General features: G+C 65.7%; 29 protein-coding genes. 24 read left to right on the top strand and 5 right to left on the bottom strand.

From position 1 onward, the window contains the following. The first annotated feature begins 8 nt into the window (after positions 1-8). The 7 genes from coaD to VM621_RS03495 all read left to right on the top strand — a co-directional run bounded on the left by coaD (position 9) and on the right by VM621_RS03495 (position 6016). Positions 9-512 carry a pantetheine-phosphate adenylyltransferase gene (coaD, locus tag VM621_RS03465; protein WP_046968692.1) on the top strand — a complete coding sequence of 168 codons (504 nt, stop codon included), beginning with the start codon at positions 9-11 and terminating at the stop codon, positions 510-512. 17 nt (positions 513-529) lie between these two features. Continuing rightward, positions 530-1033: a hypothetical protein gene (locus VM621_RS03470; protein ID WP_325467601.1), complete on the top strand. Its 504-nt coding sequence runs from the start codon at positions 530-532 to the stop codon at positions 1031-1033. A gap of 584 nt (positions 1034-1617) precedes the next feature. Next, on the top strand, positions 1618-1875 hold the full coding sequence (locus VM621_RS03475; protein ID WP_325467602.1) for a YfhL family 4Fe-4S dicluster ferredoxin: 258 nt from the start codon (positions 1618-1620) through the stop codon (positions 1873-1875). Between the two features lie 65 nt (positions 1876-1940). Continuing rightward, positions 1941-3641, top strand: a complete 1701-nt coding sequence (gene ggt / locus VM621_RS03480) for a gamma-glutamyltransferase (protein WP_325467603.1) — start codon at positions 1941-1943, stop codon at positions 3639-3641. A 10-nt stretch (positions 3642-3651) separates the two neighbouring features. Then, a complete protein-coding gene (locus tag VM621_RS03485; protein ID WP_325467604.1) occupies positions 3652-4503 on the top strand; it encodes an MBL fold metallo-hydrolase in 852 nt (283 codons plus the stop codon). A 28-nt stretch (positions 4504-4531) separates the two neighbouring features. Then, complete coding sequence (locus VM621_RS03490) at positions 4532-5587, top strand: TMEM43 family protein (protein WP_325467605.1); 1056 nt, start codon at positions 4532-4534, stop codon at positions 5585-5587. 18 nt (positions 5588-5605) lie between these two features. After that, positions 5606-6016: an MAPEG family protein gene (locus VM621_RS03495; RefSeq protein ID WP_325467606.1), complete on the top strand. Its 411-nt coding sequence runs from the start codon at positions 5606-5608 to the stop codon at positions 6014-6016. Between the two features lies 1 nt (position 6017). Here the strand turns inward: VM621_RS03495 and VM621_RS03500 are convergent, their stop codons facing one another. The 5 genes from VM621_RS03500 to VM621_RS03520 all read right to left on the bottom strand — a co-directional run bounded on the left by VM621_RS03500 (position 6018) and on the right by VM621_RS03520 (position 10207). Next, positions 6018-7271 (bottom strand): EAL and HDOD domain-containing protein, encoded by a 1254-nt coding sequence (locus tag VM621_RS03500; protein ID WP_325467607.1) that lies wholly within the window; start codon positions 7269-7271, stop codon positions 6018-6020. A gap of 78 nt (positions 7272-7349) precedes the next feature. Continuing rightward, positions 7350-7796 carry a flagellar protein FlgN gene (locus VM621_RS03505; protein ID WP_325467608.1) on the bottom strand — a complete coding sequence of 149 codons (447 nt, stop codon included), beginning with the start codon at positions 7794-7796 and terminating at the stop codon, positions 7350-7352. Beyond that, the gene (flgM, locus tag VM621_RS03510) at positions 7793-8098 is read right to left on the bottom strand and encodes a flagellar biosynthesis anti-sigma factor FlgM (protein WP_325467609.1); all 306 of its coding nucleotides are present in this window, start codon (positions 8096-8098) and stop codon (positions 7793-7795) included. The genes VM621_RS03505 and flgM overlap by 4 nt, the downstream gene beginning before the upstream one ends. A gap of 103 nt (positions 8099-8201) precedes the next feature. After that, a complete protein-coding gene (gene flgA / locus VM621_RS03515) occupies positions 8202-8903 on the bottom strand; it encodes a flagellar basal body P-ring formation chaperone FlgA (protein WP_325467610.1) in 702 nt (233 codons plus the stop codon). Beyond that, positions 8900-10207 carry a methyl-accepting chemotaxis protein gene (locus VM621_RS03520; RefSeq protein WP_325467611.1) on the bottom strand — a complete coding sequence of 436 codons (1308 nt, stop codon included), beginning with the start codon at positions 10205-10207 and terminating at the stop codon, positions 8900-8902. The genes flgA and VM621_RS03520 overlap by 4 nt, the downstream gene beginning before the upstream one ends. 150 nt (positions 10208-10357) lie before the next feature. Between VM621_RS03520 and VM621_RS03525 the strand changes: the two genes are divergently transcribed. From VM621_RS03525 to VM621_RS03605, 17 genes are all read left to right on the top strand, one after another. Next, on the top strand, positions 10358-11275 hold the full coding sequence (locus VM621_RS03525) for a chemotaxis protein (protein WP_325467612.1): 918 nt from the start codon (positions 10358-10360) through the stop codon (positions 11273-11275). A gap of 194 nt (positions 11276-11469) precedes the next feature. Next, positions 11470-11889 carry a flagellar basal body rod protein FlgB gene (flgB, locus tag VM621_RS03530; RefSeq protein WP_325467613.1) on the top strand — a complete coding sequence of 140 codons (420 nt, stop codon included), beginning with the start codon at positions 11470-11472 and terminating at the stop codon, positions 11887-11889. Further along, the gene (gene flgC / locus VM621_RS03535) at positions 11886-12299 is read left to right on the top strand and encodes a flagellar basal body rod protein FlgC (protein ID WP_325467614.1); all 414 of its coding nucleotides are present in this window, start codon (positions 11886-11888) and stop codon (positions 12297-12299) included. Before flgB ends, flgC begins: the two co-directional genes overlap by 4 nt. Positions 12300-12308: 9 nt before the next feature. Continuing rightward, positions 12309-12956 carry a flagellar hook assembly protein FlgD gene (locus VM621_RS03540; RefSeq protein ID WP_325467615.1) on the top strand — a complete coding sequence of 216 codons (648 nt, stop codon included), beginning with the start codon at positions 12309-12311 and terminating at the stop codon, positions 12954-12956. A 21-nt stretch (positions 12957-12977) separates the two neighbouring features. Further along, complete coding sequence (gene flgE / locus VM621_RS03545) at positions 12978-14204, top strand: flagellar hook protein FlgE (RefSeq protein ID WP_325467616.1); 1227 nt, start codon at positions 12978-12980, stop codon at positions 14202-14204. A 66-nt stretch (positions 14205-14270) separates the two neighbouring features. Further along, a complete protein-coding gene (gene flgF / locus VM621_RS03550; RefSeq protein ID WP_325467617.1) occupies positions 14271-15011 on the top strand; it encodes a flagellar basal-body rod protein FlgF in 741 nt (246 codons plus the stop codon). A gap of 62 nt (positions 15012-15073) precedes the next feature. Then, positions 15074-15859: a flagellar basal-body rod protein FlgG gene (gene flgG / locus VM621_RS03555; RefSeq protein ID WP_325467618.1), complete on the top strand. Its 786-nt coding sequence runs from the start codon at positions 15074-15076 to the stop codon at positions 15857-15859. 8 nt (positions 15860-15867) lie between these two features. Next, a complete protein-coding gene (flgH, locus tag VM621_RS03560) occupies positions 15868-16548 on the top strand; it encodes a flagellar basal body L-ring protein FlgH (RefSeq protein WP_325467619.1) in 681 nt (226 codons plus the stop codon). Next, the gene (locus tag VM621_RS03565; RefSeq protein WP_325467620.1) at positions 16548-17675 is read left to right on the top strand and encodes a flagellar basal body P-ring protein FlgI; all 1128 of its coding nucleotides are present in this window, start codon (positions 16548-16550) and stop codon (positions 17673-17675) included. The genes flgH and VM621_RS03565 overlap by 1 nt, the downstream gene beginning before the upstream one ends. Before the next feature lies 1 nt (position 17676). Further along, positions 17677-18684 carry a flagellar assembly peptidoglycan hydrolase FlgJ gene (flgJ, locus tag VM621_RS03570; protein WP_325467621.1) on the top strand — a complete coding sequence of 336 codons (1008 nt, stop codon included), beginning with the start codon at positions 17677-17679 and terminating at the stop codon, positions 18682-18684. Positions 18685-18720: 36 nt separating this feature from the next. Beyond that, on the top strand, positions 18721-20592 hold the full coding sequence (gene flgK / locus VM621_RS03575) for a flagellar hook-associated protein FlgK (RefSeq protein ID WP_325467622.1): 1872 nt from the start codon (positions 18721-18723) through the stop codon (positions 20590-20592). Between the two features lie 2 nt (positions 20593-20594). Then, positions 20595-21791 (top strand): flagellar hook-associated protein FlgL, encoded by a 1197-nt coding sequence (gene flgL / locus VM621_RS03580; protein WP_325467623.1) that lies wholly within the window; start codon positions 20595-20597, stop codon positions 21789-21791. Between the two features lie 353 nt (positions 21792-22144). Next, a complete protein-coding gene (locus tag VM621_RS03585; RefSeq protein ID WP_325467624.1) occupies positions 22145-23560 on the top strand; it encodes a flagellin in 1416 nt (471 codons plus the stop codon). Positions 23561-23668: 108 nt separating this feature from the next. Further along, the gene (fliD, locus tag VM621_RS03590; RefSeq protein ID WP_325467625.1) at positions 23669-25027 is read left to right on the top strand and encodes a flagellar filament capping protein FliD; all 1359 of its coding nucleotides are present in this window, start codon (positions 23669-23671) and stop codon (positions 25025-25027) included. A 22-nt stretch (positions 25028-25049) separates the two neighbouring features. Then, a complete protein-coding gene (gene fliS, locus VM621_RS03595) occupies positions 25050-25466 on the top strand; it encodes a flagellar export chaperone FliS (protein ID WP_325467626.1) in 417 nt (138 codons plus the stop codon). Continuing rightward, on the top strand, positions 25463-25759 hold the full coding sequence (locus VM621_RS03600; RefSeq protein WP_325467627.1) for a flagellar protein FliT: 297 nt from the start codon (positions 25463-25465) through the stop codon (positions 25757-25759). The genes fliS and VM621_RS03600 overlap by 4 nt, the downstream gene beginning before the upstream one ends. Positions 25760-25789: 30 nt before the next feature. Then, complete coding sequence (locus VM621_RS03605; RefSeq protein WP_325467628.1) at positions 25790-26365, top strand: PilZ domain-containing protein; 576 nt, start codon at positions 25790-25792, stop codon at positions 26363-26365. Positions 26366-26628 lie beyond the last annotated feature (263 nt).

Genomic DNA, 26628 nt, shown 5'->3' on the forward strand with positions numbered 1-26628 from the left:
CCGCCTTCATGACTTCTCTGCCGGCCAATCCGCGACTTGCCGTTTATCCCGGCACGTTCGATCCGATCACGAACGGTCACGCCGATCTGGTGTCCCGTGCCGCGCCGCTGTTCGACCGCATCGTCGTGGCCGTGGCGGAGAGTCGCAACAAGGGCCCCGGCTTCAGCCTTGGCGAGCGCATCGCGCTGGCGCGCCTGGCGCTGGCCGACCTGCCCAACGTGGAAGTCCGCGGTTTCGATTGCCTGCTCGCCCACTTCGTCGCCGAGATCGGCGCAGGCGTGATCCTGCGTGGTCTGAGAGCCGTGTCGGATTTCGAGTACGAGTTCCAGCTGGCCAGCATGAACCGTCACCTGATTCCCCAGGCCGAGACGCTGTTCCTGACGCCAGCCGAGCAGTACAGCTTCATTTCCTCCTCGCTAGTGCGTGAAATCGGTCGCCTGGGTGGCGATATCTCCGGCTTCGTGCATCCGGCGGTGCAGCAGGCCATGCGCCAACGCTGGCGCAACTCTTGAAAACAAAGGTGATCATCATGCGTAAGTTCGTTCTCGCCGCGTCCGTGGCCCTGACCGCCGCTCTGGCCCTCTCGGCCTGCAACAAGTCGGAAGACGCCGATCAGGCTGCCACGCAGCAGGAAGCCGCCCTCGCCAAGCCGACCAATCCGACCGATACCAAGGCCTGGAGCCAGTACTTCGGCCAGATCGTGCGCAAGAACATGCAGGGCATGACGGCCGACCGCCCGTTCCCGTACTTCGTACCCGCCGGCGACGACCAGGCCGGCCAGGACGGTCGCGCCCGCCAGCTCGAGAACGTCCAGGGCACGGTCGCCCGCGGCGTCACCCCGGGCAACATGCTGGTCTTCGGTGGCCCGGAATCGGCGAAGACGGCCGACCTCATCGTCGAAGCCTTCAAGGGCGCGAATGCGGGTTCGTTCAAGAACGTCATCGTGCTGTTCATCGGCGACCAGGCCGACCAGCAGCGCGTCGCCGACGCTCTGGCCCCGACCGGTGCCACGTACCGTTTCGTCGCGTACTGATCGACCCGGCGAACGGTGTCGAACGAAGGGCGCCGCACCTGCGGCGCCTTTTTTTTGCTCTTTGCATCCGTGTTAGGGGGGGGGGGGCTGGCCCGCCTTTGGCCTCGCCTTCGTTCGGCTCGCGTTGCGTCGCAAGAGCCAGCGGGCGCCACCCTCGGGGCCCCGCTTCGGCGACCCGCCCCGGGCCCCGCGTCGGAAGGGCCGCGTGCCGCGGCCGTGTACTTATTGCCCTGCGGGCCGGGTCGGGCTCCGACCGGGGGTGCCTTTACTGTGGGAGCCGCTTCAGCGGCGATGGGTGCTTGCCGCACCCTGGCCCGCTGCCGCGGGATCGCCGATGAATCGGCTCCCACAAGATCGCCGCTGAAGCGGCTCCCACAACATCGCCGCTGAAGCGGCTCCCACAACATCGTCCTCGTAATGTCGAGGGTCAGCCCCTATCGCGTCGAACGAAGACCCACCAGCAGCGAGCGTTGCGCTCGACCCCACGAAACCTCGAGCCAAACGAAGGCGAGCCAGCCCCCAGGCAATGCGCGAAACAGCCTCCAATCCGCGACCGCCCCCTCTTTGGGGGTAAAATGGCCGCCATGTCCCTGATCATCCTCGACACCTGCGTCAACTGCGACGTCTGCGAACCCGTGTGCCCGAACAAGGCCATCTCGCTTGGCGAGGTGTATTACGAGATCAATCCCGACCTGTGCACCGAGTGCGTGGGTCATTTCGACGTGCCTCAGTGCGTCGAGGTCTGCCCGGTCGAGTGCATCCCGAACGATCCCGACCACGTGGAATCGCGCGAGCAGTTGATGCTCAAGTACGAGCACCTGATGGCGAAAGCCGCCTCGTAAGCCCTTGCCCGGCCGCATCGGTTAATCTCACCGATAGCGATATCACTTTCCGGAGCGAAACCCCCATGGTCCATGCCCCGTCGTGGCGCGTGCTCGCCGCGAGCTTCTTTCTTGTCGTTGGCGCAGGCAGCGCCGCCGCAACGACCGTGCCGCAAGCTTCGAAAGGCCCCGGCCACGCCGCTATCGCCAGCGCGAACTACCTGGCCACGAACGCCGGCTTCGAAGTGCTGGGCAAGGGTGGCAACGCTTTCGACGCCGCTGTCGCCGTCTCGTCGACGCTCGCCGTCGTCGAACAGCAGAGTTCGGGCATCGGCGGCGGCTTCATGGCCCTGCTGCATCGCGCGTCCGACAACCGCGACGTCTTCATCGATGCGCGGGAAACCGCGCCGAAGGCCGTCGATATGAAGGCCTACGTCGGCAAGGACGGCCAGCCGAACAGAGACGTATCCACGAACGGTCCGCTGTCTGCCGGTATCCCTGGTGAACCGGCCGGCCTGGTCTGGATGGCGGCGCATTACGGCAAGCTTCCGCTGTCGGTTTCCCTCGCGCCGGCGATTCGCATCGCCACGGAGGGCTTCCAGCCGGATGCGCGTTTCCTCGGCACCATCGAGGATCGCAAGGACGTTCTCGCCCGTTATCCGGCCTCGGCCGCCGTGTACCTGCCGGGAGGCAAGGTGCCCGCTGCCGGCTGGACGCTGAAGCAGCCGGATCTGGCGAAGACACTGCAGCGGCTGGCGGCGAAAGGCCGCGACGGCTTCTACAAGGGCGAGACCGCGAGGCTGCTCGTCGACGCATCGCGCAGCGCCGGCGGCAACTGGACGGCAGCCGATCTGGAGGCTTACCAGGCGAAGGAGCGCGAGCCGCTTTCCGTCGATTACAAGGGCTATCGTATCGTCACCGCACCGCCGCCTTCTTCCGGCGGCATAGCCATCGCGGAAATCCTCAACATCCTTTCCGGCTTCGACCTGACGAAGGTGGACGTCGCCCATGCCACGCACCTGACGATCGAGTCGATGCGCCGCGCGTTCCGCGACCACAACGAATACCTCGGCGATCCTGACTTCGTGAAGATGCCGCTCGACATGCTGTTGTCGAAGTACTACGCGGACGGCCTGCGCGCGACGATCTCGCCGGACAAGGCGACGCCGTCCGATCTCCTGCCGACCTCGATGGCCCCCGAGCCGGGCATGCACACCACGCATTTCTCGGTCATCGACGCCGAGGGCAACATGGTCGCTTCGACGCTCACGGTAAACCTCGAGTTCGGCTCGGGCTTTGTCGCCAAGGGTACCGGCGTCGTGCTCAACGACGAGATGGACGACTTCGCTCTCGTGCCGGGCCAGCCGAATGCCTTCGGCCTGCGCGGCGCCCTGGCCAATGCACCGGAGCCGGGCAAGCGCATGCTCTCGTCGATGTCGCCCAGCTTCGTGTTCGGTGCCGACCGCACGGCGGTGATCGGCTCGCCAGGCGGCTCGACCATCATCACCCAGGTGCTCGAGGGCATCCTCGCCTTCATCGACGGCAAGAGCGCCTCTGAGATCACTGCGCAGAAGCGCTATCACCATCAGTACCTGCCCGATCGGGTGGATATCGAAGCCGGCGTCTTCGACGATGCGACGGCCAAGGCGCTCACCGACATGGGCCATGTGCTGAAGAATCGTTCGCCATGGGGCTTCATGAACGTGGTGACCTGGGACCACCGTACGAACACGCTCGACGCCGCCAGCGATCCGCGGCGCCCGTCGGGCCTGGGCAAGGTGCAGTAAGGTTGCCGGTATGAAACTCTGGTCACTCATCGGCAATTCTCAGCGCCTCGACGGCGGGGCCATGTTCGGCAACGCGCCGCGCGCGATGTGGTCGCGCTGGATAACGCCGGATGCGGAGAACCGTATCCCGCTGGCCTGCCGTTGCCTTCTCGTCACCGACCTGGACGGCCGGAACGTGCTGTTCGAGACCGGGATCGGGGCCTTCTTCGATCCGGCCATGCGTGAACGCTTCGGGGTCGTCGAGGATCGCCACGTCTTGCTCGATTCGCTGGCCGAGGTCGGTCTGCGCCACGAGGACATCGACGCCGTCGTGCTGTCGCACCTGCACTTCGATCATGCGGGCGGCTTGCTTGCTCCGTGGGTTGAAGGCCAGGCGCCCACGCTGCTGTTCCCGAATGCACGCTTCGTCGTCGGCGCCGACCACTGGGCACGTGCGCGCGATCCACATCCACGCGACCGTGCGTCGTTCATTGCCGAACTGGTCGGTCTGCTCGAGGCGAGCGGTCGGCTGGAACTGGTTGAGACGGGGCAGGCATCGTCGCTGGGCGAGGCCGTGCGCTTCGCGTTTTCCGAAGGGCATACACCGGGCCTCATGCTGGCCGAGGTGGGTGGGGTCGTGTTCTGCGCCGACCTGATCCCCGGACGTCCCTGGGTGCATCTGCCGGTGACGATGGGCTATGACCGCTGGCCGGAAAAGCTGATCGACGAAAAACGGGCGTTTCTCGACGACAAGATCGCACGTGGGGTAAAGCTGTTCTTTACCCACGACCACGGCTGCGCCATGGCGTCCGTGGAAAAGGACGGTAAAGGCCGTTACGCGGCCGCCGATATGCATGAACGACTAAGCGGCATCGAGGCGTAAGGACGCTGGTGATGGGCACGGGGGCGGGATGAGGTCGAAACACAAGATCAAGGACAGCGGCATGGCCTGGGGTGCGCGCATCGCCGGTGCCGTATTGCTGCTTGGCGGACTGGGCCTGATTGCCTGGAACGAACACCGGGTCATGGACTACGGTGCAGCCATGGCGCGTCACGGCGCGCCTGTGCTGGACCTGGGCGCCGAAGGCCGGCCCTCGTCGGGGCAATACGGTTCGATGACCCGGGTCAGCGGCATGCCGCAGATCCTCGATGCCCCGCGCGATCCCGAGTTCAATGTCCGTGCGGAATCGCCGATCCTCGTCCGTCACGTGGAGATGTTCCAGTGGCGTGAGATCACGGTGGGCGGTAGCACGCATTACGAACTCGACTGGGTCGACCGGCCCATCGACGCGAGCAATTTCGCCAAGCCGGCAGGGCATGTGAATCCCGGCGCCTTCCCGATCCAGGGGCGTCAATTCGAGGCGGGCGAGGTGAAACTGGGCAACTTCAAGCTGTCGGCGCCGATCGTCCGTGCCTTCCCGGGACGCATCGACATCGCGCCCGACGAACACAAGCTCCCGCCGAACCTGGCCGCGACCTTCCAGCGCGTCGGCGACAAACTCGTGACGAGTGGCAAGCCGGCCAACCCACGACTGGGCGATCTGCGGATCAGCTGGGAAGCCGTTCCGGTGCAGTCGATGACGGTGCTGGCGCGGATCGACGGCGACACCCTGGCAGCCCGTCCGGCAAGCGATGGCGATCCGGGCTTCGACGTCCAGGTAGGCGATCGCAGCCTGCTCGATGTGCTTCCCGCCATGCCCGAACCGCCACAGGCCGTGCTGCTGGTGCGCCTGGGTGCCTTCGTGCTGGCCGCCCTGGGCACCCTCCTGTTGGCCTGCGCCAGCCGTCTGCGCAACGATGTGCTGTTCGCCGTGGGCATGGGTGCCGTCGTGGTACCCGCTGTGGCGGGTGCGATGTGGCTGGCTGGCGACGCGATGACCGCAAGCGTATGGTTGCTCGTCGCCGTGCTCGGCGCGGGCCTGGCGATCTGGCGCGTTCAGCAGCGATCGTCGACGCAGCCCGACTGACTCTGAAGGAGCGACACCATGCGCATCACCGGACTCTACGCCGCCGTGCTGGCCTTGCTCATCCTGGGCCTGGCGGTGCGCGTGATGTTCATCCGTCGGCGCAAGAGCATCGGGCTCGGTGACGGCGGCGATCGTTCGGTCGCCTGCGCCATCCGTGCGCACGGCAACGCCACCGAATACGTGCCGCTGGCGTTGATCCTGCTACTGATCCTCGAACTCAACCAGACGCTGCCGATGCTGCTTCATGGGTTCGGCATCGTGCTGGTGATCGCGCGCATCGTGCACGCCGTTGGCCTGTCGCGCGCGGCCGGCAACTCGGCAGGGCGCGCCGTGGGTGCCGGCATGACCCTGCTGGTTATCGCGCTGATGGCCTTGATGCTGATCTGGCAATACGTGGTGATCCACGTTATCGCGCCCAGCCTGAGTTGAATCAGGCTTCGGCTTCCACCACCGCGGTACCGTCGGCAAATGCGTAGACGTGGTCGGCCCAACTGGCCGCCTCGACATACATCGCCGCCATGGTCTGCAGGTGCTGCGTGCGCAGCGCCGAATCGGTCTCCAGTTCGCCTTGTTCCCAGTGACGGATCTGGTCGAGCAGAGGGGCGAACGGGCCGGCGCCTTCAAGCAACGCTTCGCGGATCTCGATCGCCAGCGGAAGGTGCTCGAGCACATAGGCCATCGACACGTTCATCAGGGTATCGAGCAGCGAGAACAGGCCGGCCGTGAAGGCCATTTCCTGCAACTCCGGCTTGATGGTGCGGGCCAGCTTTTCGCACATGTGCGCGCGGATGAGCGCCAGGCGAAGCAGCTCCGGTGGACGCTCGTCCATGCCCGAGACGGCCATGGTGAAAATCCAGTTGCGCATGCGGTTCACGCCGAAGAACACCGCGGCCTGTTCCACCGATTTCAGCTGGCGGGGCAGGGCGAAATACGCGGAGTTCACGCAGCCGAGCAGCTTGTAGCTGAGGACGGCGTCGTCGCGAATGATCTTGCCCAGTTCGACGGGGCCGTTTTCCGGATCTTGCAGCGCGCCCATGAGACGTAGCACGCCGAGCTTGCTCGGAGCGAGTCGCGGCATGTCGACGCGCTCGGGGCGGAGCAGGTACTTGCCCTGGAAACCGTCGACGTCCTGGTCGGCGTAGTCGACGAAGGTTTCGTGGGAATCGATGCCGGTGACGATGACCTTGACGCCGAAGGCGTGGACATAGTCCATGTGCGCGCGCGCCGCGACGGGGTGGCGGTGATCCACCGCGACCTTGGCGAACTGCACGATGCGCAGCAGGGCATCCACGCCGGCCCGATGTTCGGGATCGGCAGGCAGGTTGAAATCCTCGAGCATGAACAGGCAACCATGGCCCTTCAGCTCGCGGAGCTTTTCGAGCAGCTGGTCGTCGGTGCCGACATCCGCGCTGATGCTCGCGCCAAGACGTGCATTGTGGCGAAGGATGTCCGCGTGCTCGAGGAGCAGCTGGGGCGACATGTGCAGGAAGGCGCGATTGTCGCGAACGAGGCGCTTGAGGCTGCCGTCGGCGATCGCGCTCAGTGTGGCCTGTGTATGGGCAAGCGCCGCGGCGTCGATATCGCTGCCGATCGGGCGTGGGAACAGAAGCTCGTAGGCGAACAGCGCCTGCTTCCTGTCCAGAATGGGTACGCGGACGATCGGGAGGATTCCGTCGTCATTCACCGCTGTCGGCTGGGGGGTCACTGCCATTGCTTTGTTGGTGCGCCGTCTGGGTGAGCCTGGAGGAGGGTCTTGGGTGGGTCAAACCTGCGCGATGGTGGCGGAACGCAATTTCACCCGCGCGGTGTCGCCGTTGGGACCGTAGGTGGATCCACCCGGCGAATCGCCCGCAAGCAGCGCAAGCGCCTGACGAACGTGGCCGATTCGCTGGCCGACGATGCGGCCGTTTATTTCGTTCAGCCGGCGGCACTCGACGAGGCGTTCGATCGTGTGCGTCCAGCGTGCATCGTTGAGCGTGTCGACACCGGCGGCGTCGCCCAGGTGGCGTCGCTCCGCGTCGAGCTTTTCGATGCGGTCGAGCTGGCCGCCCTTCACCCGGCTGACGGTGTCGAGCGCGTGCGAGTCGCCCTGGTCGAGCGCCATGCGCTCGTCGATCAGGGTGGCGTGCAGCGCGTCGACCTCATGGGCGAGATCGCCCATGACGGCGCGGACGGCCGCGTCGAAGTCGGAGCCGAGCGGATCGGTCATACCTTGCCGCCGATCTGGCCTTCCATCGCAAGAAACTTGCTCGCGATGGCCTGGGAGTCGGGCTTGTAGGTGCCGTCGGCCAGCTTGCTGCGGATGGCGTCCACACGCTTGCTGTCGATGCCATCGCCGCGGCTGGCGGCGTCGAGCGCCTTGGCCGAGTCGGTGATCTTGACGCTGTCGTCGCTCGGACGCACCGAGCTGGCGCTCTGCGTCGAGGCGGCGGAGCCGGCTGCCTGGTTCTGGGTGCGAAGCTGCACCTGGGGCTGCGGGGCCTGGATACCCGGTTTGATTGTCGTCGTCATGATGTTTCCTCGGAGCTGGTGTCCTTCAAACCCTTTATCGGCGGTCTGTCGGCGAACTTTAACGGGCTCACGGCCGTGAAGTGTGACCGGGTTGGGATTTCGTTCATGGCAATACCGCGACGGTGCCCGCCCCGGTGACCACGGCGTCGAGGACCTTCCCGGAAGAAGCATTGCGGACCTTCAGGCGCGTACCGGTGTCGCCGGCACCCATCGCCACGCCGCTGGCGCGGATGACCACGCCGTCGACAGCCGCCTCCATGCTGACCGCATCGCCGATGCGAACGGCCTGCCGGCCGGCGAGCATGCCGGGAGTCAGTACCGTCCCGGCGCTCAGTGGACGGGCCAGGGAGCGGCCGTCGATCTGGCCCAGCTCGGCGATATAGCCGTAGCCGAGGCTGGTCACGTCGCGTTCTTCGGCGCGAACGTCGCCGGCGCCGACGCCGTCGCCACGGGCGAGCGGTCGGGTGGTGACCAGGACGTTGGTGAACATCTTGATCCTCACCGGCACGCGGACCGTCCAGCCGCCCGGCACCGGGCAGTGCACGACCACGCTCGTGCGCGCGCCGAGCGGCCGATTTCCGGGTAGGGACGATTCGAGCGGCTTCGGGCAGTCGGCCAGGCGCAGCCGGCTGTCGAGGGGATCGGCATCGGCGGTCATGCGTGCGCCGGGCAGGGTGCGGTTCTGTTGCAGCCACGTCACCGCCGCCGTGCGCACCGAGTCCACGCCCTGCGTTGCCGCCGCGTCGAGCGGCAGGGCGAGCAGGGCGGTCGCGGCGACGACACAGGCGAGGGTGGATGGCTTCACGCGGCGCGTTCCGCCAGCGATGCGGAGAGGCCCTGGGTGATCGCATCCAGTTCGCGGTTGAGGTCGGCCACCATGTGGCCGGCGTCGGCGTGACGGCCTTCGCCCAGCGTGATCGCGTACTGCGAGGCGAGGCTGGAGAAGCGTTCACCGGCGGCGCGGATGCTGTCGGCCGAACTGTCCGGACGGCGTGCGCGGAACTGGTCGATGCAACGCATCAGCGGCGTGGTGTCCAGCCAGCGACGATCGAGGCTGGCCGGATCGCGCGAGGCGAGCTCCACGGCATAGCGCAGGCCCTGGCTGGCCTCACGGATCATCTGGCTGAGGCTGGCGGCGTCGAGGTCGCCCTCGGTCTCGAGCCGGCTCAGGCCGAGTCGATGGGCCAGCACCGCGGCACGCGCCGCGGCGTCGGCCTGGCGACGGGCTTCGTTGGTGACACGCCCGAGCGTGCCCTGGGTCGCCTGGATGGCCGCGATGCGACCCTGCAACGCGCCCATGCCTTCGCGTGCCGCGTCGATGTTGCCGCGCGCACCGCGGGCGGCTTCATCCACGCGGCCCATCGAGGCCTGCATGCCGGCGATGCCGGACTGGGTCTGGTCGAGGCGGCGCAGGCTGTTCTGCACGGCTTCGTCGAGCTGGCCGGCGAACTGCCCGACCGCTTCGGTGGTCTGGTCGATTTCGGCGGTGGCCTGGGTGGTCTTCTCCGCGAGCTGCTTGACCTCGTCGGCGACCACGGCGAAGCCGCGGCCCGCCTCACCGGCGCGAGCGGCTTCGATCGCTGCGTTCAATGCGACGAGGTTGGTCTGGTGGGCGATGTCCTGCACCGTCGCGGTCAGCTTGCGGATCGCGGTGAAGTATTCGGAGAATTGCGCGTGGTTGCGGCTCATGCCCGAAAGGGCGCTGCGCAGCAGGCGCAGCTGACCGTCGAGGTCGCCGGCCGTGGCCAGGCCCTGGCTGCCGGAGTCGCCCATGCCGGTCGCGCCGGCATAGGCCTGGTCGAGCGCCGTCGAAATCCTGGCGCTGGCCTCCGTCAAACGTCCGGCGGTATCGCGGGCCCCTTCGACCACCTTGCCCAGTTCGAGCAGGGTGCCGCCGAGCGCCTGGGCATTGGTCAGTACCATGCCTTGCTGCTCGATAGCCTGGATGGTCGTCGCCGGCGCGGTTCGCGGCTCCGCCGGCTTGAGCAGGGCGCCAAGCGCGCTGGCCGCGGCCGGATACTGCGCCGAGAGGGCGCGAACGCGAGCCGCATCGCCCTGGGCGGCGGCGTGGGCGAGGAGGCGGACGTGCTGGCTCCAGAGGAGGGTCATGATTTCGCTTTCATCGGATGGTCGCTCCACTTAATCGGTCGGGAGCTTCAGGACTTGAGTCATGCAATCGGCATGCCATCGTGGCGGCTACAGAAACGGCGGTCGCCGCCGATACGGTTCCCGACACCTTCTGTAGATGCCTCGCACGTCATGGCCCGACCGCTGCTCGACACCGTGGAAACCTTTACCCGTCTCGCCGGCCACAACCGCGTGGCCATGTTGCTGTTCCGCCTGGGCGATCGCCAGGCGTTCGGCATCAACGTGTTCAAGGTGCGCGAGGTGCTGCGCCGGCCGCGGCTGGAGCGGATGCCGAGCATGCACGCCCTGGTCTCGGGCAGTTTCGATTACCGCGGCAGCACGATTCCGGTCATCGACCTGGCTGCAGCCATGGGCTATCCGCCGCTGGCCAGCATCGACAGCGCCCACCTGATCGTCACCGAATTCAACCTCTCCGTGCAGGGTTTCCTGGTCTCCGACGTCGATCGGATCGTCCATGTGGACGGCGCCAACCTGACGGCCCCTCCCGCTGCGCTCGGCTATGGGGCGCGCGTCAATGCCGTCACCCGACTGGATGGCGATCTGCTCGCGGTCGTGGATGTCGAGCAGGTACTGGCATCGGTGTCGCCCGTGGCGGCCCAGCTTTCCGACCGTGTGCAGCAGGCGGCACATGTACAGCAGGCCGGCAACCGCCGTGTCCTGGTAGTCGACGATTCGGCTGTCGCCCGTACCCAGCTGGTCGACCTGTTCCGCAAGATGGACCTCGAGTGCGTGATCGCCAAGGACGGCAGGGAAGGCCTCGAGAAGCTGCGCGCGCTGGCTGTCGGCCCGGCGGACGATCGGGTGGACCTGGTCGTCTCCGATATCGAAATGCCGCTGATGGATGGCTATGCGCTGACCACCGCCATCCGCGAGGATGCCCAGTTGCGCCACATGAAGGTGCTCCTGCACAGCTCGCTGAGCGGCGTCTTCAACGAGGCCATGGTGGCCCGCGTCGGCGCGGACAAGTTCATCGCCAAGTTCCAGCCGGACATCCTCGCTACCGCCGTGCTGGACCTTCTGCCGGCCTGACCGGGGCCAGGGCGCCGGCGACGTTCGTCCGTCGCCGACCCGGCATGCCGGGGCGACGGAATTCCGCCACCGCCGACGAACGTCTCCTCCCGAACCACCCCAAACGGCGCCACGGCGCCGTTTCGCATGTGTGGTCCTGGCGTGGCACGGCTCTTGCTCAACCCCTCGGGCCACGATAACGAGGGGGCCAAGCCATGATCGACAAACCGGATCCGCTATTAGGCGTACACGCGCAGGCCCTGGGTCTGTGGCAGCGCCGTGCGGAAGTCATTTCGTCGAACCTGGCCAATGCCGACACGCCGGGCTTCCTCGCGCGCGACCTCGATTTTCGCAAGGCGATGACCGCCGCCAGCGGTACGTCCGACGGCCCCGGGTTGCAGATGACGGCGACCGAGTCCGGCCATATCGGCGGCAACCCGGCCTTCGCCGCCGTGGACGCGGACAAGCTCGCCTATCGCGTCCAGACCCAGCCCACGATGGACGGCAATACGGTCGATACCCAGGTCGAACAGGCCCAGTTCGCCGCCAACGCCATTCACTACCAGGCGTCGCTCAGCTTCATCACCGCGCAGATCCATGCCATGCGCATGGCCATTTCAGGATCCAGCTCATGAGCCTGCTCAAGATCTTTGATGTCGCCGGCTCCGGCATGGCGGCGCAGTCTGCCCGACTCAATACCACCGCCAGCAACATGGCCAACGCCGACAGCATCGCCAGCAGCGAGGCCGGCGCGTATCACGCGAAGCAGCCGCTGTTCTCGGCGGTGCAGCAGCAGGTCAACGGACAGATGGAAAGCGGCGGCGTGCGCACGCTCGGCGTCACCGAGAGCCAGGCGCCGATCCAGGCGCGCTACGAACCCTCCAACCCGCTCGCCGACGCGAACGGCAACGTCTATCAAAGCAACGTCAACACGGTCGACGAGCTGGTCAACATGATCTCCGCGTCGCGCTCCTATCAGAACAACGTCGAAGTCATGAACAGCGCCAAGCAGCTCATGCAGAAGACGCTCGACCTCGGCAAGTAAGGAACTCCCATGGTAGACGCCGTCAGCGGTAACAACTCTTCCTCTTCCTCTTCGTCGACCGGTCAGCTGCAACAGCAGACGCTGAACCAGTCGGATTTCCTCAAGCTCATGGTCACCCAGATGACCAACCAGGATCCGACCAAGCCGATGGATTCCACCCAGATGGTGGCCCAGATGGCGCAGTTTTCGCAGGTCGCCGCGACGCAGGAGCTGCAGAGCTCCTTCGACTCCCTGGCCACCAACCTCACCGGCGACCAGTTCGTTCGCGCCGCCTCGCTGGTCGGCCAGCAGGTGCTCGTGCCGTCGACCGCCGGCAAGCTCGAGAATTCCTCGATGACCGGCGCGGTGAACGTCGGCACCTCCGGCACCTACGTCAACGTGCAGATCAAGGACACGGCGGGCAACGTCGTGCGCACGATCGATCTCGGCCAGCCGGATGCGGGCCTCGCCCAGTTCAGCTGGGACGGCAAGTCCGACAACGGCGCGCAGCTGCCCGACGGCGTTTACCAGATGTCCGCAACTTCCGGCGGCACGGCGATCGATACCTTCGTTCGCGGAAAGGTGGAAGGCGTTGGTGCCTCGGGCACCAGCGGAACGTACGTGCAGGTAGCTGGCTACGGCGGCGCCCTGCTCAGCCAGATCGCGCAAATCCTGTAACTCCAGCAAGGAAACTCCACCATGCCATTCGACATCGCCCTAAGCGGCATCAATGCGGCGTCTTCCGACCTGGAAGTCACCGCGAACAACATCGCCAACGTCAACACCGTGGGCTTCAAGGGCTCGCGCGCCGAGTTCTCGCAGGTCTATTCGGCGGCCGGCAACAATCTTTCCGCCCAGGTCGCCGGAAGCGGTGTTCGCCTGACCAACATCGCCCAGCAGTTCGGCGATGGCGACATGACCCAGACCGGCAATTCGTACGACTTCGCCATCAGCGGTTCGGGCTTCTTCACCGTTCGCGACGGTTCCGGCTACTCGTATACGCGCGCCGGCAACTTCCATCCGGACGACAACGGCTTCGTCGTCAACGCGACCGGCCAGAACGTGCAGGTGTATCCGCCGACCGCGAACGGTGGCTTCGACATCAGCAGCTTGGCCGACCTGAAGCTGACCAACGGTTCCAGCCCGGCGAAGGCTTCGACCAATATCGGTCTGACCGCCAACCTTGCCGCCAGCGCCACGGCGCCGACCGGCGGTGCGTTCGACCCGACCAACGACAAGACCTACAACACGCTCTCCACCTTCCAGGCCTACGACTCGCTCGGCGCGTCGCATACGGTCAACGTGTATTACACGAAGGATGCGACCAACCCGAACACGTGGAGCGCCAACATGACGGTCGACGGTACCCAGGTCGGTACCGCGCAAACGATGACCTTCAGCGCGGGCGGCGCGATCCTGACCCCTGCCGGCGGCAAGCTCAACTTCGGCGCCGTTTCGCCCAATCCGGGCGCCACGCCGCTGAATCTCAGCATCGACATGACCAAGGTCACCCAGTTCGGCGACAACTCGTCGACGACGGCGGTCACCAACGACGGCTACGCCGCAGGCACGTTCTCCAACATCGACGTGGCCAAGGACGGTACGGTTTCGGCAAAGTACTCCAACGGCGTCAGCACGCCGCTCGGCCAGCTCGCCATCGCCACCTTCGCCAACAACCAGGGCCTGCGCCAGCTCAACGACACCAACTGGGCACCGTCCTCGGAATCGGGTCAGCCGATCCGCGGTACGGCCAACGCCGGCGGCCTGGGCCAGGTGCAGTCGGGTTCGCTCGAGGCGTCGAACACCGCCGACCTGACCGCGCAGCTGGTCAACATGATCAAGGCGCAGCGCAACTACCAGGCCAACGCCCAGGTCATCTCGACCGACAACACGCTCACCCAGACCATCATCAACATCCGCAACTAAGCGTGATGGCCGGCGCGGCCTCCGGGCTGCGCCGGCACGTTTGCGCCGTCGAACAGGGATTCCGCCATGGACCGCTCCGTATATGTCGCTATGACCGGCGCCACGCAGATCATGCGGGCGCAGGACGAAGTGGCACACAACCTCGCCAATGCCAACACCACCGGCTTCAAGGCGGAGCTGTCGGCGTTCCAGAGCCTGCCCGTGCAGGGCGACGGTATGCAGACGCGCATCAACGGCGTGGCCCAGGGCACCGGTTGGGATACGACGGCGGGCGCGCAGCAGCAGACCGGCAACGACCTGGACATCTCGGTGCAGGGCGATGGCTGGATCGCGGTACAGGGCGCCGACGGCAACGAGGGTTACACCCGCGCCGGCAATCTGCGGATCGACGCCGACGGTTTGTTGACGGACGCGCGTGGCAATAGCGTCATGGGCGGTGGCGGTCCGATCACCATCCCGCAGGCGTCCAGCGTGAAGATCGGCTCCGACGGCACGATTTCCGTCGTCCCGCTCGGCGAGTCGCCATCCACGATCGCCACGACCGATCGCATCAAGCTCGTGAACCCCGGCAACGACCAGCTGAGCTACGGCAGCGACGGGCTCATGCACATGAAAGACGGCAGCCAGCCCCAGGCGGACGCCAATGTACGGGTGGCCTCCGGCACGATCGAATCGAGCAACGTCAACCCTTCCGACGTGCTGGTGAAGATGATTTCGCTGTCCCGGGAATTCGAAATGCAGGTCCGTTCGATCAAGACCGCCGACGACAACGCCCAGTCGGCATCGAAATTGCTACAGGTGGGGTAACCACCGCCACGCGACGCAATTCCGTCGCCGGCATGTAAAGCGCCCAAGCGCAGGAGTCAACGATGTTCTCGTCCCTCTGGATCGCCAAGACCGGCCTCGATGCGCAGCAGACGCGCATGGACGTCGTCTCGAACAACCTGGCCAATACGAACACCACGGGCTTCAAGCGCGCCCGCGCCGAGTTCGAGGATCTGACGTATCAGAACCGCGGCCAGGCCGGTGCACAGACGACCGAGCAGACGCAGTCGCCCACCGGCTTCATGATGGGCACGGGTGTCCGCGTGGTCGGCACGCAGAAGATGTTCGACCAGGGCGGTTCGCAGCAGACGGACAACCCGCTCGACGTGCGCATCGACGGTCGCGGCTTCCTTCAGGTCACCCTGCCGGACGGCACCGTGGGCTATACGCGCGACGGTTCGCTCAAGCGCGACCAGGATGGCCAGATCACCACCAACGACGGCTACCCGCTCGAACCTTCGATCACCATCCCGGCCAATGCCAGCACGGTCACCATTGGCAAGGACGGCACGGTCAGCGTCACCACGGCCGCCAATTCGGCGTCCCAACAGGTCGGCACGATCCAGCTCGCCGACTTCGTCAATCCTGCCGGCCTGCAGCCGCGCGGCGACAACCTCTACCTGGAGACCGCGTCCAGCGGCGCTCCGCAGACCGGTACCGCCGGCCTCAATGGCCTCGGCACCCTCGACCAGAATGCCCTCGAAGCGTCCAACGTGAACGTCGTCGAGGAAATGGTGAACATGATCGAGACCCAGCGCGCCTATGAGATGAATTCCAAGGCGATCTCGACGGCCGATCAGATGCTCCAGTTCATCTCCAACAAAACCTGAGACACGTCATGAATCGTCCCCTCGTTCGCATCCTGCTCGCCGCGCTGCCGCTCGCCGTGCTCACCGGTTGCGCGATCGTTCCGCCGACGCCGAAGCCGATGTATACCGCCACGTTGCCGCCGGAACAGTTGGCCGCACCGCAGGCGACCGGTTCGATCTACGCCGACCAGACCTCGCTGGAACTGTTCGCCGATCCGCGCGCGCATCGCGTCGGCGACATCCTGACCATCTCGCTGGTGGAAAGCACGCAGGCCAGCAAGAAGGCCACGACAGCCACCAGCAAGAAGAATGGCAACAACATCAGCTCGCCGACCGTGCTCGGGCAGAGCCTGAAGTTCGGCGGCAAGGCGGCGGACAGCACACTGGCGAGCGACAACTCCTTCGCCGGCGACGGCTCGTCGAGCCAGAGCAACGCGCTGACCGGCCAGATCACCGTGACCGTCGCGCAGCGCCTTTCCAACGGCGCGCTGATCGTGCGTGGCGAGAAGTGGCTCACCATCAACCAGGGCGAGGAACTGGTACGTATCTCGGGCATTGTCCGCGCCCAGGACATCGGTAACGACAACGTCGTGCCGTCCAGTCGTGTCGCCGATGCGCGCATCGAATACGTCGGCAAGGGCACGCTGGCCGATTCGAACACGCGTGGCTGGCTGTCGCGCTTCTTCGACTCGAAGTGGATGCCGTTCTGATGAAGACCTTCGTCCTCCGCTTTCGTGGGATCGTCCGCACGGCAGCGGCCGTACTGGCTCTGGGCGTGATCGTTCCGGCACAGGCCGATCGTATCCGCGACCTGGTCCAGGTCGGTGGCGTGCGCAGCAACCAGTTGATCGGCTACGGCCTGGTCGTCGGCCTCGATGGCAGTGGCGACCAGACCAGCCAGGCGCCCTTCACCACGCAGAGCCTGGAGAACATGCTCCAGCAATTCGGCGTCACCGTGCCGGCCAATGTGCGTCCGCAGCTGAAGAACGCCGCCGCCGTGACGATCACCGCGGAGTTGCCGCCCTTCGCCAAGCCGGGCCAGCGCATCGACGTCACCGTCGCCTCGATCGGCAACGCGAAGAGCATCCGCGGCGGCGAGCTGCTCATGTCGCCGCTCAAGGGTGCCGACGGCAACGTCTACGCGATCGCCCAGGGCAGCGTCGTGGTGGGCGGCGTCAGTGCGCAGGGCAAGAGCGGCTCCAGCGTCCAGGTCAATATTTCCGCGAGCGGCCGCATTCCCGGCGGCGCGAGCATCGAGCGCAGTGTGGCTTCGTCCTTCGACAAGGGCGGCGATCTGATGCTCAACCTCAACACCGCCGACTTCACCACGGCCGCGCGCATCGCCGAGGCGGTCAATCGCAACTTCGGCTCGGGTACGGCAAACGCCCTGGACTCCGGTTCGGTCGCCGTGCGCGCGCCGTTGGACCCGTCGCAGCGCGTTTCCTGGCTGTCGGCCATCCAGTCGCTCGAAGTCACCCCGGGCGATGCGCCGGCGCGGATCATCGTGAATTCGCGGACCGGCACCGTCGTGATCGGTTCCGACGTGAAGGTCGGCGCCGCTGCGGTGGCCCACGGTTCGATCCAGGTGACGATCAGCGAACAACCGCAGGTCAGCCAGCCGAACGCGTTCTCGCGAGGCCAGACGGCCGTGGTGCCGAGCAGCCAGGTAGCGGTGAGCGAAGACGGTGGCCACATGTTCAAGTTCGGCCCCGGCACCAGCCTCGACGCCATCGTGCGTGCGGTGAACCAGGTAGGGGCCTCGCCCAGCGATCTGATCTCGATCCTGCAGGCGCTGAAGGAATCCGGCGCGCTTCATGCCGAGCTGGTGGTGATCTGACATGGCCAGCCCGGTCGACGCGCAGAAGCTCGGCACCTACGCGGACATGTCCGGGTTTGCCGGCCTGCGCGCGGCCGCGCAGCAGAACTCGAAGTCCGCCCTGCCGGTAGTCGCCAAGCAGTTCGAATCGATTTTCACGCAGATGATGCTCAAGTCCATGCGCGACGCCAGCTCCGCGATGGGCGACGACATCATGGGTTCGCAGGCCGTCAGCTCGTACCGCGACATGTTCGATCACCAGTTGTCGGTGACGCTGTCGCAGGGCAAGGGCATCGGCATCGCCGACATGCTGATGCGTCAGCTCGGCGGCGCGGATTCGACCAAGGCCGATTCCGCCGATAACGGCCTGTTCGCCGGCGTCACCGGCGACGCCAGCACGGCCGATGCCGTGTCTTCCAAATCGGATCAGGACAGCGGGCTCATGGACTCGCTCGAGCGCCTGCTCGGCAAGGCCGGCCAGGCCGTGGGCGATGGCGCCAACGCCGTCGCCAGCGCCGTCGGCAAGATGACTATTTCCGGCCCCGAGGACTTCGTCCAGAAGCTCGCTCCGCACGCGATCGAGGCGGCCAAGAAACTTGGCGTCTCCGTGCGCGCACTGCTCGCGCAGGCGGCCCTCGAAACGGGCTGGGGCAAGCACATGCCGGCGCAGGGCACCACGGCGAGCAACAACATGTTCGGCATCAAGGCCGGCAGTAGCTGGGACGGCAAGCGGGTCAACGTTCCCACGCTCGAGTACGAGAACGGCGTCGCCGTGCGCAAGAAGGATAGCTTCCGCGCTTACGACTCCCCGTCGGACTCCTTCAAGGATTACGCGAACATGGTCGCCAGTAGCCCGCGTTACGCGAACGCTGTCGGCCGTGGCGACGATATCGCCGGCTTCGCGCGTGCGCTGACCAGCGGTGGTTACGCCACCGATCCCAGCTATGCGCAGAAGCTCACCGATATCGCCAACGGGCCAGTGATGAAGCAGGCGCTCGCAGCGCTCAAGCAAGTCGCCGGCGAACTGTAAGCACGGGCCCATGAAGAGTTAACGAAGGAATAGACGATGGCCGATCTGCTCTCCACCGGTGTATCCGGGCTGCTTGCCTCGCAAGTCGGCCTGGCCACCGTTGGTCACAACATCAGCAACGTCAACACCGCGGGCTATACGCGGCAGACGACGACATTCAACGCGCGTGCGCCGGAATTCAAGGGCGGCTACTACGTCGGCCAGGGTGCCGATGCGATCAGCGTGCAGCGCGCCTACAGCCAGTTCCTGACCCAGTCGGTCTGGTCGGCCAGTTCCGGGCAGAGCCGCGCGGCGCAGTACGCCACGCTCACCGCTTCGGTGAACAACGCCGTGAGCGGTTCGGCCAACCTGCAGACGGCGCTCGACGGCTTCTTCGGTTCGGTCAGCGACGTCGCCAACGCGCCGATCGATACGGCCAGTCGCCAGGCCATGATCGGCAAGGCGAACACGCTGGTGGCGACGTTCAAGTCGCTGTCCTCGCAGTTCCAGCAGTTGGACCAGCAGACCAACCAGCAGATCAGCGCCGCCGTGGACAGCATCAATTCGCTGGCCAAGAGTATCGCCGACCTCAATGGGCAGATCCAGAAGGGTTATGCCGGCGGCGCGGTGCCCAACGACCTGTTGGACGCTCGCGACCAGGCGGTGTCCCAGTTGTCGCAGATCGTCGGGGTCAACGTCACCCAGACCAGCGATCACATGTACACGGTCTCGGTGGGCAACGGCCAGCCGCTGGTCAACGGCACCGATGCCACCAAGCTGAGCACGGCGAACAACCAGTACGACTCGTCGCGCCTGGAAGTCGTTGGCCCCAGCGGTTCGGTGATCAGCAACCAATTGGGCTCCGGCTCGCTCGGTGCCACGTTCGACTTCCGCAGCAACGTGCTCGATCCGGCGCGCAACCAGCTCGGGCGTGCCGCCATCGCGATGACCGATGCCTTCAACAAACAGAGCGCGCAGGGTATCGACCTCAACGGCGACGCCGGCAGCAATTTCTTCAACATTTCCGACCCGGCCGTGTTCAACAGCACGACAAACAAGGGCACCGGGACCGTCACGGCCACGGTGGCGGATGTGTCGAAGCTCGACGCGTCCGATTACATCATGCGGTTCGACGGGACCAACTGGTCCGCGACGACGACGGCGGGCGTGACGGTGCCGATGACCGGTACCGGCACGGCGACCGATCCGTTCGTGGTCGGCGGCCTGAAGGTGACCGTGGGTGCGGGCGCCGCCGCGGGAGACAGCTTCCAGATCCAGCCGACGCGCAATGCGGCGTCGACGATGTCCGTGGCGGTCAGCGACACCAACAAGATCGCCGCTTCCGGTCCACTCGCCGCAACGAAGGGGGCGGGCAATACCGGCAAGGGCGTGCTCGGCAACCTGACGGTCACCGATGTCACCAATCCGGCGTTCAATACGCCCGCCACGATCGTCTTCACCTCGCCGACCACGTACACGGTCAATGGCGGCGCTCCGCAGACCTACGCGGACGGCGATACGATCACCGGCCCCGGCTGGACGCTAAAGCTAACCGGCTCGCCTGCCGCTAACGACACGTTCGCCGTCAAACCGGCAGGTTCGGCCAGCGGCGATAACGGCAATGCGCTCGCCATGGCGAATGTCGCCAACAAGGGCGTGCTCGACAACGGCGTCACCACGGTGGGCAAGTCCTATAGCCAGCTGATCGCCCAGGTGGGTACGGCCGGCGCGCAGGCGAACACCGCGTTGACGGCGCAACAGAGCATCCTCGACCAGGCGAACGCGTCACAGCAGGGTCTGTCGGGTGTGAACATGGACGAAGAAGCGGCGAATCTCCTGCGGTTCCAGCAGTCCTACGCGGCGTCGGCGCAGGTGATCAACGCCGCCAACACGATCTTCAATTCCCTTCTTACCGCAGTGCGGGGCTGATCATGCGTATTTCGACATCATGGGGCGCACAGCAGGCCGTCAATACGATGCTGGATCGCCAGTACGACCTGTCGCAGACGCAGCTCGCGCTCGGCAACGGCAAGGCGATCCAGACCCCTGCCGACAACCCGGCCGCGGCGGCGCGCGCGGTCGACGTCAGCTCCGCCAGCGCGCAGAACGACCAGTACACGCGCAACATCCAGTCGGCGAACACCAAGCTATCCGCCGAGGAGAGCACGTTGTCCTCGGCGGGCGATATCCTCGACCGTATCCGCACGCTTACCCTGCAAGGCATGAACGGCACGCAGACCGACCAGTCGCGCCAGTCCATCGCCACCGAGCTTCGCCAGACGCTCGGCCAGCTGGTTGCCTTGGGTAACACGAAGGATGGGCAGGGCGAGTACATCTTCGCCGGCAGCCGCACGTCCACCCAGCCGTTCACCATGTCCGACCTCAGTGTGAGTTACGGCGGCGACCAGAACCAGCGCATGGTGGCCGCCGCGGCGGGCCTGCAAGTGGCGACGGGCGACAGCGGTTCCGATGTCTTCATGTCGATTCGCGGCGGCAACGGCACCTTCGTCGCGTCGGCAGGCGCAACCAATACCGGAACGGCGGTGATCGGCGCCACGTCGGTGACGGATGCGTCGCAGTGGGACGGCGGCAGCTATACGGTGAACTTCACCTCGCCCACGACGTACGAGATACATGACGCGACGAATCCCGCCGGGCCGCCCCTGTCGACCGGAACGTACTCGTCGGACGCCGGTACGATCAATTTCAAGGGTGCGCAGCTCAACGTGACCGGCACACCGGCCGCGGGCGATACGTTCGCCGTCGGACCCTCCTCGTCGCAGGATGTCTTCTCGACGGTGGCCGGCATCATCAATGCATTCGAAACGCCTGGCGGCGGCGCGGGCATGAACAACCAGCTCAACGCGCAATTGCAGAACCTCGACCAGGCGCAGACGAGCTTCACCGACACGCGCACGAAGATCGGCGCGCGCATGAATATCCTCGATCAGCAGACGCAGATCAGTGCCGATACGTCGCTGCAGTACGCCAGCACCTTGTCCGACCTGACCGAACTCGATGTCGCCAGCGCGGCGAGCAAGTTCTCGCAGCAGCAGGCGGCACTGGATGCGGCGCAGCAGTCCTACGTAAAGATGCAGAACCTCTCGCTGTTCAACTATCTGAAATAGGCCCGCGGCCTGAAGTAGGTACGCGACATCATCGCAGTGCGAGGCAGTGCGATATGTGGAAGCAGCGGCAATGCGCTCGAGCAAGAGACGGTCAGGCCTGGCCTGGCCCGGGCCGGGATGAAATCGACCCTAAACCCATGGCCCGACGTGCCGATAAGGAACCCGACAGAGCCTGGGAACGCAGTCTTTCCGGACCCTGATCAAGAAAGTTGTTGACAGGCAGAAAAAGTTCTCAAGTTTCTTCCCGGCGTGCCGTAAACCTCTCTGAGGCGGAAGGCTTCCATCACGGAACCCCGCCGGACTACGCCGCATAACCTCCGGCATTTCGGTTCCGCTTACAAAGGATTATTCCCATGGCACTGACCATCAACACCAACATCATGTCGCTGAACGCTCAGCGTAACCTGGGCACTTCGCAGACGAAGCTCGCCTCGGCTATCGAGCGCCTGTCGTCGGGCAACCGCATCAACAGCGCGAAGGACGACGCCGCCGGCCTCGCCATTTCGACCCGCATGACCACCCAGATCAACGGCCTGAACCGCGCCGTGCAGAACGCCAACGACGGTATCTCGCTGTCGCAGACGACGGAATCGGCCCTCGACGAAGTCACCAACAACCTGCAGCGCATCCGCGAGCTGGCTGTTCAGTCGACCAACGCATCCAACTCGGACAGCGATCGCGCCGCTCTCGACGCCGAAGTCCAGCAGCGTCTGTCGGAAGTCACCCGTATCGCCACGCAGACCAACTTCAACGGCATGAAGGTCCTGGACGGCTCCGCCCAGAACCTCAGCTTCCAGGTCGGCGCCAACGTCGGTGAAGTCATCAACGTCGGCCTCAACCAGGGCATGAAGGCCAACCAGGTCGGTCAGCTGGCCACCGGTTCGATCGCCGCCGCGACCTTCCCGAAGGGCCTGACCCTCGCCGCCGGTGACCTGACGGTCAAGGTCGGTGCGGGCGCCGCGGTGAACGTCGCCGCCGGCAACTACGGCAGCGTTTCCGACCTTGCCACGGCCATCAACAAGGCCGCCGGTTCCAACGTCGCCGCCGTGAACGGCACGACGGGCGAGCTGGCCATCACGGCCGACGCGACCAACGCCATTACCCTCGGTGGCGCGGCACAGACCTCGCTTGGCCTGCCGGCATCCGTGGCGGTCAGCACCACCGGCGCATCGACCGCGGCGGTCGCCGCCACCAAGACCAGCATCGACCTGGTCGCTGGCGATGCCTCCTTCACCGTCGGCGGGCAGTCCTTCGACCTGACCGGCTCGTTCAAGTCCATGCAGGACGTCGCCGACGCGGTCAACTCGAAGTCGGGCAAGGGCATCAACGCCTACGTTTCGACGGACGGCTCGCTGAAGTTCTCCTCGGCTTCCGACATCTCCGTGACGGTCAAGGCCGGTAGCGGCGCCGCCACCCTGGGCCTCACCACCCAGACCGACGCGGTCAGCACGACGCAGACCCTGGCCGATTCCAGCGTCAAGACGGTCGATGGCGCGAACGACACGATCAACCACATCGATGCCGCCCTGCAGTCGGTTTCCAACCTGCGCTCCACCCTCGGCGCCGTGCAGAACCGCTTCGAGTCGACCATCTCCAACCTGCAGAACATCTCGCAGAACCTGACCTCGTCGAAGTCGGCCATCACCGACGCCGACTTCGCCCAGGAAACGGCGAACATGTCCTCGGCTCAGATCCTGCAGCAGGCCGGCGTCTCGGTCCTCGCCCAGGCCAACCAGAGCCAGCAGATCGTCACCAAGCTGCTCCAGTAACAGGCTTGGCAGGGTACTTGCTTACGTGTCCACGGCTGGTTCCCTCACGGGGGCCAGCCGTCGACATATTGGCGCCCAGGGTAGTGAGGCGTCCCCCAGGAGAGCTTCATGGCCACGAATCCCATCACACTCGGTTCCAGCTCCATCGATGTCGCGTCCATTGTCAGCAATCTCGTTGCCAACAAGCGCGCCGCGACGGACAAGGCGCTGGCCGATCAGGCCACGGCCAATACCACCCAGGTTTCCGCGATCGGCAACTTCACGTCGTCCCTGACGAGTTTGCAGAACGCGATCAAGTCGCTCACCAATGGCTCCGCGTTCACCACGCAGAAGACCTCGGTCGGCGATTCCACCGTCATCGGCGCGACCGCCGATGCCGATGCCCAGCCCAATACGTACAACATCGTCGTCGGTCAGCTGGCGTCCGTGCAGAAGACCACGTCGGCCGGCTTTACCGACGCCACGTCCGCTGCCGGCACCGGCACGCTGACCATCTCGATCGGCGGCAAGTCGATGAGCCTGAGCGTCGCCTCGGGCGCCAATTCGCTGCAGAACATCCGCGATTCGATCAACAAGTCGTCGGATAACCCGGGCGTCACGGCCAGCATCGTTACCGGTACCGACGGCGCGCACCTAGTGCTGACCTCCACGTCCACGGGCGCGGCCAACGCGTTCACGGTGACGACCAGTGGCGGCGACGGCAACCTGTCGAAGCTGAACTTCGATCCGACCACCGACACGCCGACGACCAAGGCACAGGACGCCACGTTCACGATCGACGGTACGCCGGCCACCAGCACGACCAACTCGGTCGCGGGTGCGATCGACGGCGTCACCCTCAGCCTGGCCAAGATCGGCTCCAGCACGCTCACCATCGCCAACGATCCGACGGCTGTCTCCTCGGCCTTGCAGAGCCTGGTCACCTCGTACAACGCCTTCGTCTCGACCTACCAGACGCTGACCAAGTACGACGCGACGACCAACCAGGTCGGCGCCCTTATCGGCGACGCCACGGTCACCTCGCTGAAGAGCCAAGTTTCCAGCCTGCTCGGGTCCCAGTTCACGGGCAACACGTCCGGTCCTACATCGCTCAGCAACCTCGGCGTTTCGTTCCAGGTGGACGGCACACTGGCCTTCGACTCGACCAAGCTCACCGCCGCCCTGGCGAGCAACCCGAAGGAAACGCAGAACCTGCTCAGCGGCACCAACGGCATCGCGCCCAAGCTGGACGCCATGATTACCAGCTGGACCTCGTCCAGCGGCATCCTGACCCAGCGCACGGCCAATCTGAACCAGAAAGCCAAGGATATCGCGCAGCAGCAGAGCGATTACGACGTCACCATGCAGGATTACACCAAGCGGTTGACGACGCAGTACACCGCGCTCGACACGATGATGACCAAGCTGAGCAGTACGAGCAGCTACCTCCAGCAGCAGTTCGACGCGCTCAGCACGTCGAAGAACTGACCGGAAACCCCAGGACACACTCATGGCACTCGGATATTCCCAAGGCGCTGGCGCCTACCAGCAGGTCCGTACCCACGGCGGCGTCGAAACCGCCGATCCGCACGGTCTGGTCACGATGCTCATGGACGGCGCGCTCGAACGCATCCGCTTCGCGCGAGGCTGCATGGTCAATGGCAATGTCGCCGGCAAGGGCGAGGCCATCTCAAAGGCCATAGAAATCGTCGGCGCACTGCAGGGCGGCCTGAACCACGAGGTCGAAACGCCGCTGGTCGGCCAGTTGGACAGCCTGTACGACTACATGAGCCGTCGCTTGCTCCACGCCAACGTGCATAACGAGATTTCCGCCCTGGACGAGGTCGGCGGGCTGCTTGGCCAGATTCGCGAAAGCTGGGTCGCCATTCCGACCGAGGCCCGCCAGGTTGCCGGGACCGGCGCGTGAACGACACCGTCTGGTGCGACCTCGACCTCGTGCTCACCCTCACCGAGTCGATGCACGCGGCGGCGAGCGAGGGACTCTGGGACGAACTGGCAGCCCTGGAAGCCGAGCGCGAGCCGGTGATTCGCCGCGGCACCATGCCGGATACGCCCGAATCCGTCGAGTCGCTGAAGGTGATCATGCTGACCGATGGCCTGATCAAGGACCTGGTGTCCGCCGCCCGCGACGAGGCCGCCGCGGCATGGGACGCCTCCCGGCGCGTGCGCCGGGCCGTCGCCGCGTATAGTTCGTTCTGACCGACGTATCCTCTGGCAGGGGCGGAACGCATGAGTGACGAAGGCTGGCTGGCATTCTCCGAACACGTCGCCTGGGACGCACGGTTTCATGCCACGTGCGAGCCGGGTCCTCGGCCCGACGCCGCGGCGCTGGCCCTGATCAACGACCGCAACGCCAGTGTCCTGGTCGCCGTCTCGGCGCTGATGGACCGCCGCAGCGACATCGGTGAAGACGACAGCCCGCTCACCCAGGAAGTCGCCCGGCTCGATGCCAAGCTCAATGTCCTCATGGAGATCGTCAACCGGTTGCTCCTTCCGCAGTCTGGCTTGCCGGCGCGCATCGCGCTCCGCTTCAACGCTTCCGGGGCGGTACTGCCCTGGGATGGCCTGCCACCGATTGGCCAGCCGGCGCTGCTGAAGCTCCACTTCGACGCCTGCCGGGCTCTGCCGCTGGAATTGCCGGGTGTCCGCCTTGCGGGCCCCTCGGACGGCAAGGGTTTCCTCGCTTTCGAGGGGCTCTCCGAACCGGTCCGCGACGGCATCGAACGGCTGGTTTTCCGCCAGCACCGCCGCCAGGTGGCCGAATCCAGGGCACAGTCGCGTCCTCAAGAACCCTCCGAAGGGTGAGGTGACGTTTTACGTCACGTGACGTCTGAACGTCGCGTGGCACCCTGCGTCACATTCGTGACGCGTGTCGTCAGCCTTGACGCGTGCGGGCATCTTCACCTTTCCGTGACTTGCCGGAAAGGTTTTCTTCACGGCGGGCGAGGCCGCGGCGCAGCGTGAGTTCATGCCGTGACGCGCCGGAATTCCGACGTTGGCACGCTCCTTGATTGATACCTTGCAACGAAGCCGACGGGATTCCACCGCGAACCCTGCTCAGGCCCTCG

This window comes from Luteibacter sp. (assembly GCF_035539195.1).
Lineage (GTDB): Bacteria > Pseudomonadota > Gammaproteobacteria > Xanthomonadales > Rhodanobacteraceae > Luteibacter.

Excerpts from the sequence above, each read along its gene's own strand:
- fliD (WP_325467625.1), top strand. The coding sequence starts at position 23,669 with ATGGCCACGAATCCCATCACACTCGGTTCCAGCTCCATCGATGTCGCG.
- coaD (WP_046968692.1), top strand. The coding sequence starts at position 9 with ATGACTTCTCTGCCGGCCAATCCGCGACTTGCCGTTTATCCCGGCACG.
- VM621_RS03475 (WP_325467602.1), top strand. The coding sequence starts at position 1,618 with ATGTCCCTGATCATCCTCGACACCTGCGTCAACTGCGACGTCTGCGAA.
- VM621_RS03585 (WP_325467624.1), top strand. The coding sequence starts at position 22,145 with ATGGCACTGACCATCAACACCAACATCATGTCGCTGAACGCTCAGCGT.
- VM621_RS03565 (WP_325467620.1), top strand. The coding sequence starts at position 16,548 with ATGAAGACCTTCGTCCTCCGCTTTCGTGGGATCGTCCGCACGGCAGCG.
- flgJ (WP_325467621.1), top strand. The coding sequence starts at position 17,677 with ATGGCCAGCCCGGTCGACGCGCAGAAGCTCGGCACCTACGCGGACATG.
- flgK (WP_325467622.1), top strand. The coding sequence starts at position 18,721 with ATGGCCGATCTGCTCTCCACCGGTGTATCCGGGCTGCTTGCCTCGCAA.
- VM621_RS03525 (WP_325467612.1), top strand. The coding sequence starts at position 10,358 with ATGGCCCGACCGCTGCTCGACACCGTGGAAACCTTTACCCGTCTCGCC.
- ggt (WP_325467603.1), top strand. The coding sequence starts at position 1,941 with ATGGTCCATGCCCCGTCGTGGCGCGTGCTCGCCGCGAGCTTCTTTCTT.
- flgB (WP_325467613.1), top strand. The coding sequence starts at position 11,470 with ATGATCGACAAACCGGATCCGCTATTAGGCGTACACGCGCAGGCCCTG.
- flgL (WP_325467623.1), top strand. The coding sequence starts at position 20,595 with ATGCGTATTTCGACATCATGGGGCGCACAGCAGGCCGTCAATACGATG.
- VM621_RS03520 (WP_325467611.1), bottom strand. The coding sequence starts at position 10,207 with ATGACCCTCCTCTGGAGCCAGCACGTCCGCCTCCTCGCCCACGCCGCC.
- flgM (WP_325467609.1), bottom strand. The coding sequence starts at position 8,098 with ATGACGACGACAATCAAACCGGGTATCCAGGCCCCGCAGCCCCAGGTG.
- VM621_RS03540 (WP_325467615.1), top strand. The coding sequence starts at position 12,309 with ATGGTAGACGCCGTCAGCGGTAACAACTCTTCCTCTTCCTCTTCGTCG.
- VM621_RS03470 (WP_325467601.1), top strand. The coding sequence starts at position 530 with ATGCGTAAGTTCGTTCTCGCCGCGTCCGTGGCCCTGACCGCCGCTCTG.
- fliS (WP_325467626.1), top strand. The coding sequence starts at position 25,050 with ATGGCACTCGGATATTCCCAAGGCGCTGGCGCCTACCAGCAGGTCCGT.
- VM621_RS03605 (WP_325467628.1), top strand. The coding sequence starts at position 25,790 with ATGAGTGACGAAGGCTGGCTGGCATTCTCCGAACACGTCGCCTGGGAC.
- flgF (WP_325467617.1), top strand. The coding sequence starts at position 14,271 with ATGGACCGCTCCGTATATGTCGCTATGACCGGCGCCACGCAGATCATG.
- flgG (WP_325467618.1), top strand. The coding sequence starts at position 15,074 with ATGTTCTCGTCCCTCTGGATCGCCAAGACCGGCCTCGATGCGCAGCAG.
- flgC (WP_325467614.1), top strand. The coding sequence starts at position 11,886 with ATGAGCCTGCTCAAGATCTTTGATGTCGCCGGCTCCGGCATGGCGGCG.
- VM621_RS03505 (WP_325467608.1), bottom strand. The coding sequence starts at position 7,796 with ATGACCGATCCGCTCGGCTCCGACTTCGACGCGGCCGTCCGCGCCGTC.
- VM621_RS03495 (WP_325467606.1), top strand. The coding sequence starts at position 5,606 with ATGCGCATCACCGGACTCTACGCCGCCGTGCTGGCCTTGCTCATCCTG.
- flgH (WP_325467619.1), top strand. The coding sequence starts at position 15,868 with ATGAATCGTCCCCTCGTTCGCATCCTGCTCGCCGCGCTGCCGCTCGCC.
- VM621_RS03490 (WP_325467605.1), top strand. The coding sequence starts at position 4,532 with ATGAGGTCGAAACACAAGATCAAGGACAGCGGCATGGCCTGGGGTGCG.
- VM621_RS03485 (WP_325467604.1), top strand. The coding sequence starts at position 3,652 with ATGAAACTCTGGTCACTCATCGGCAATTCTCAGCGCCTCGACGGCGGG.
- flgE (WP_325467616.1), top strand. The coding sequence starts at position 12,978 with ATGCCATTCGACATCGCCCTAAGCGGCATCAATGCGGCGTCTTCCGAC.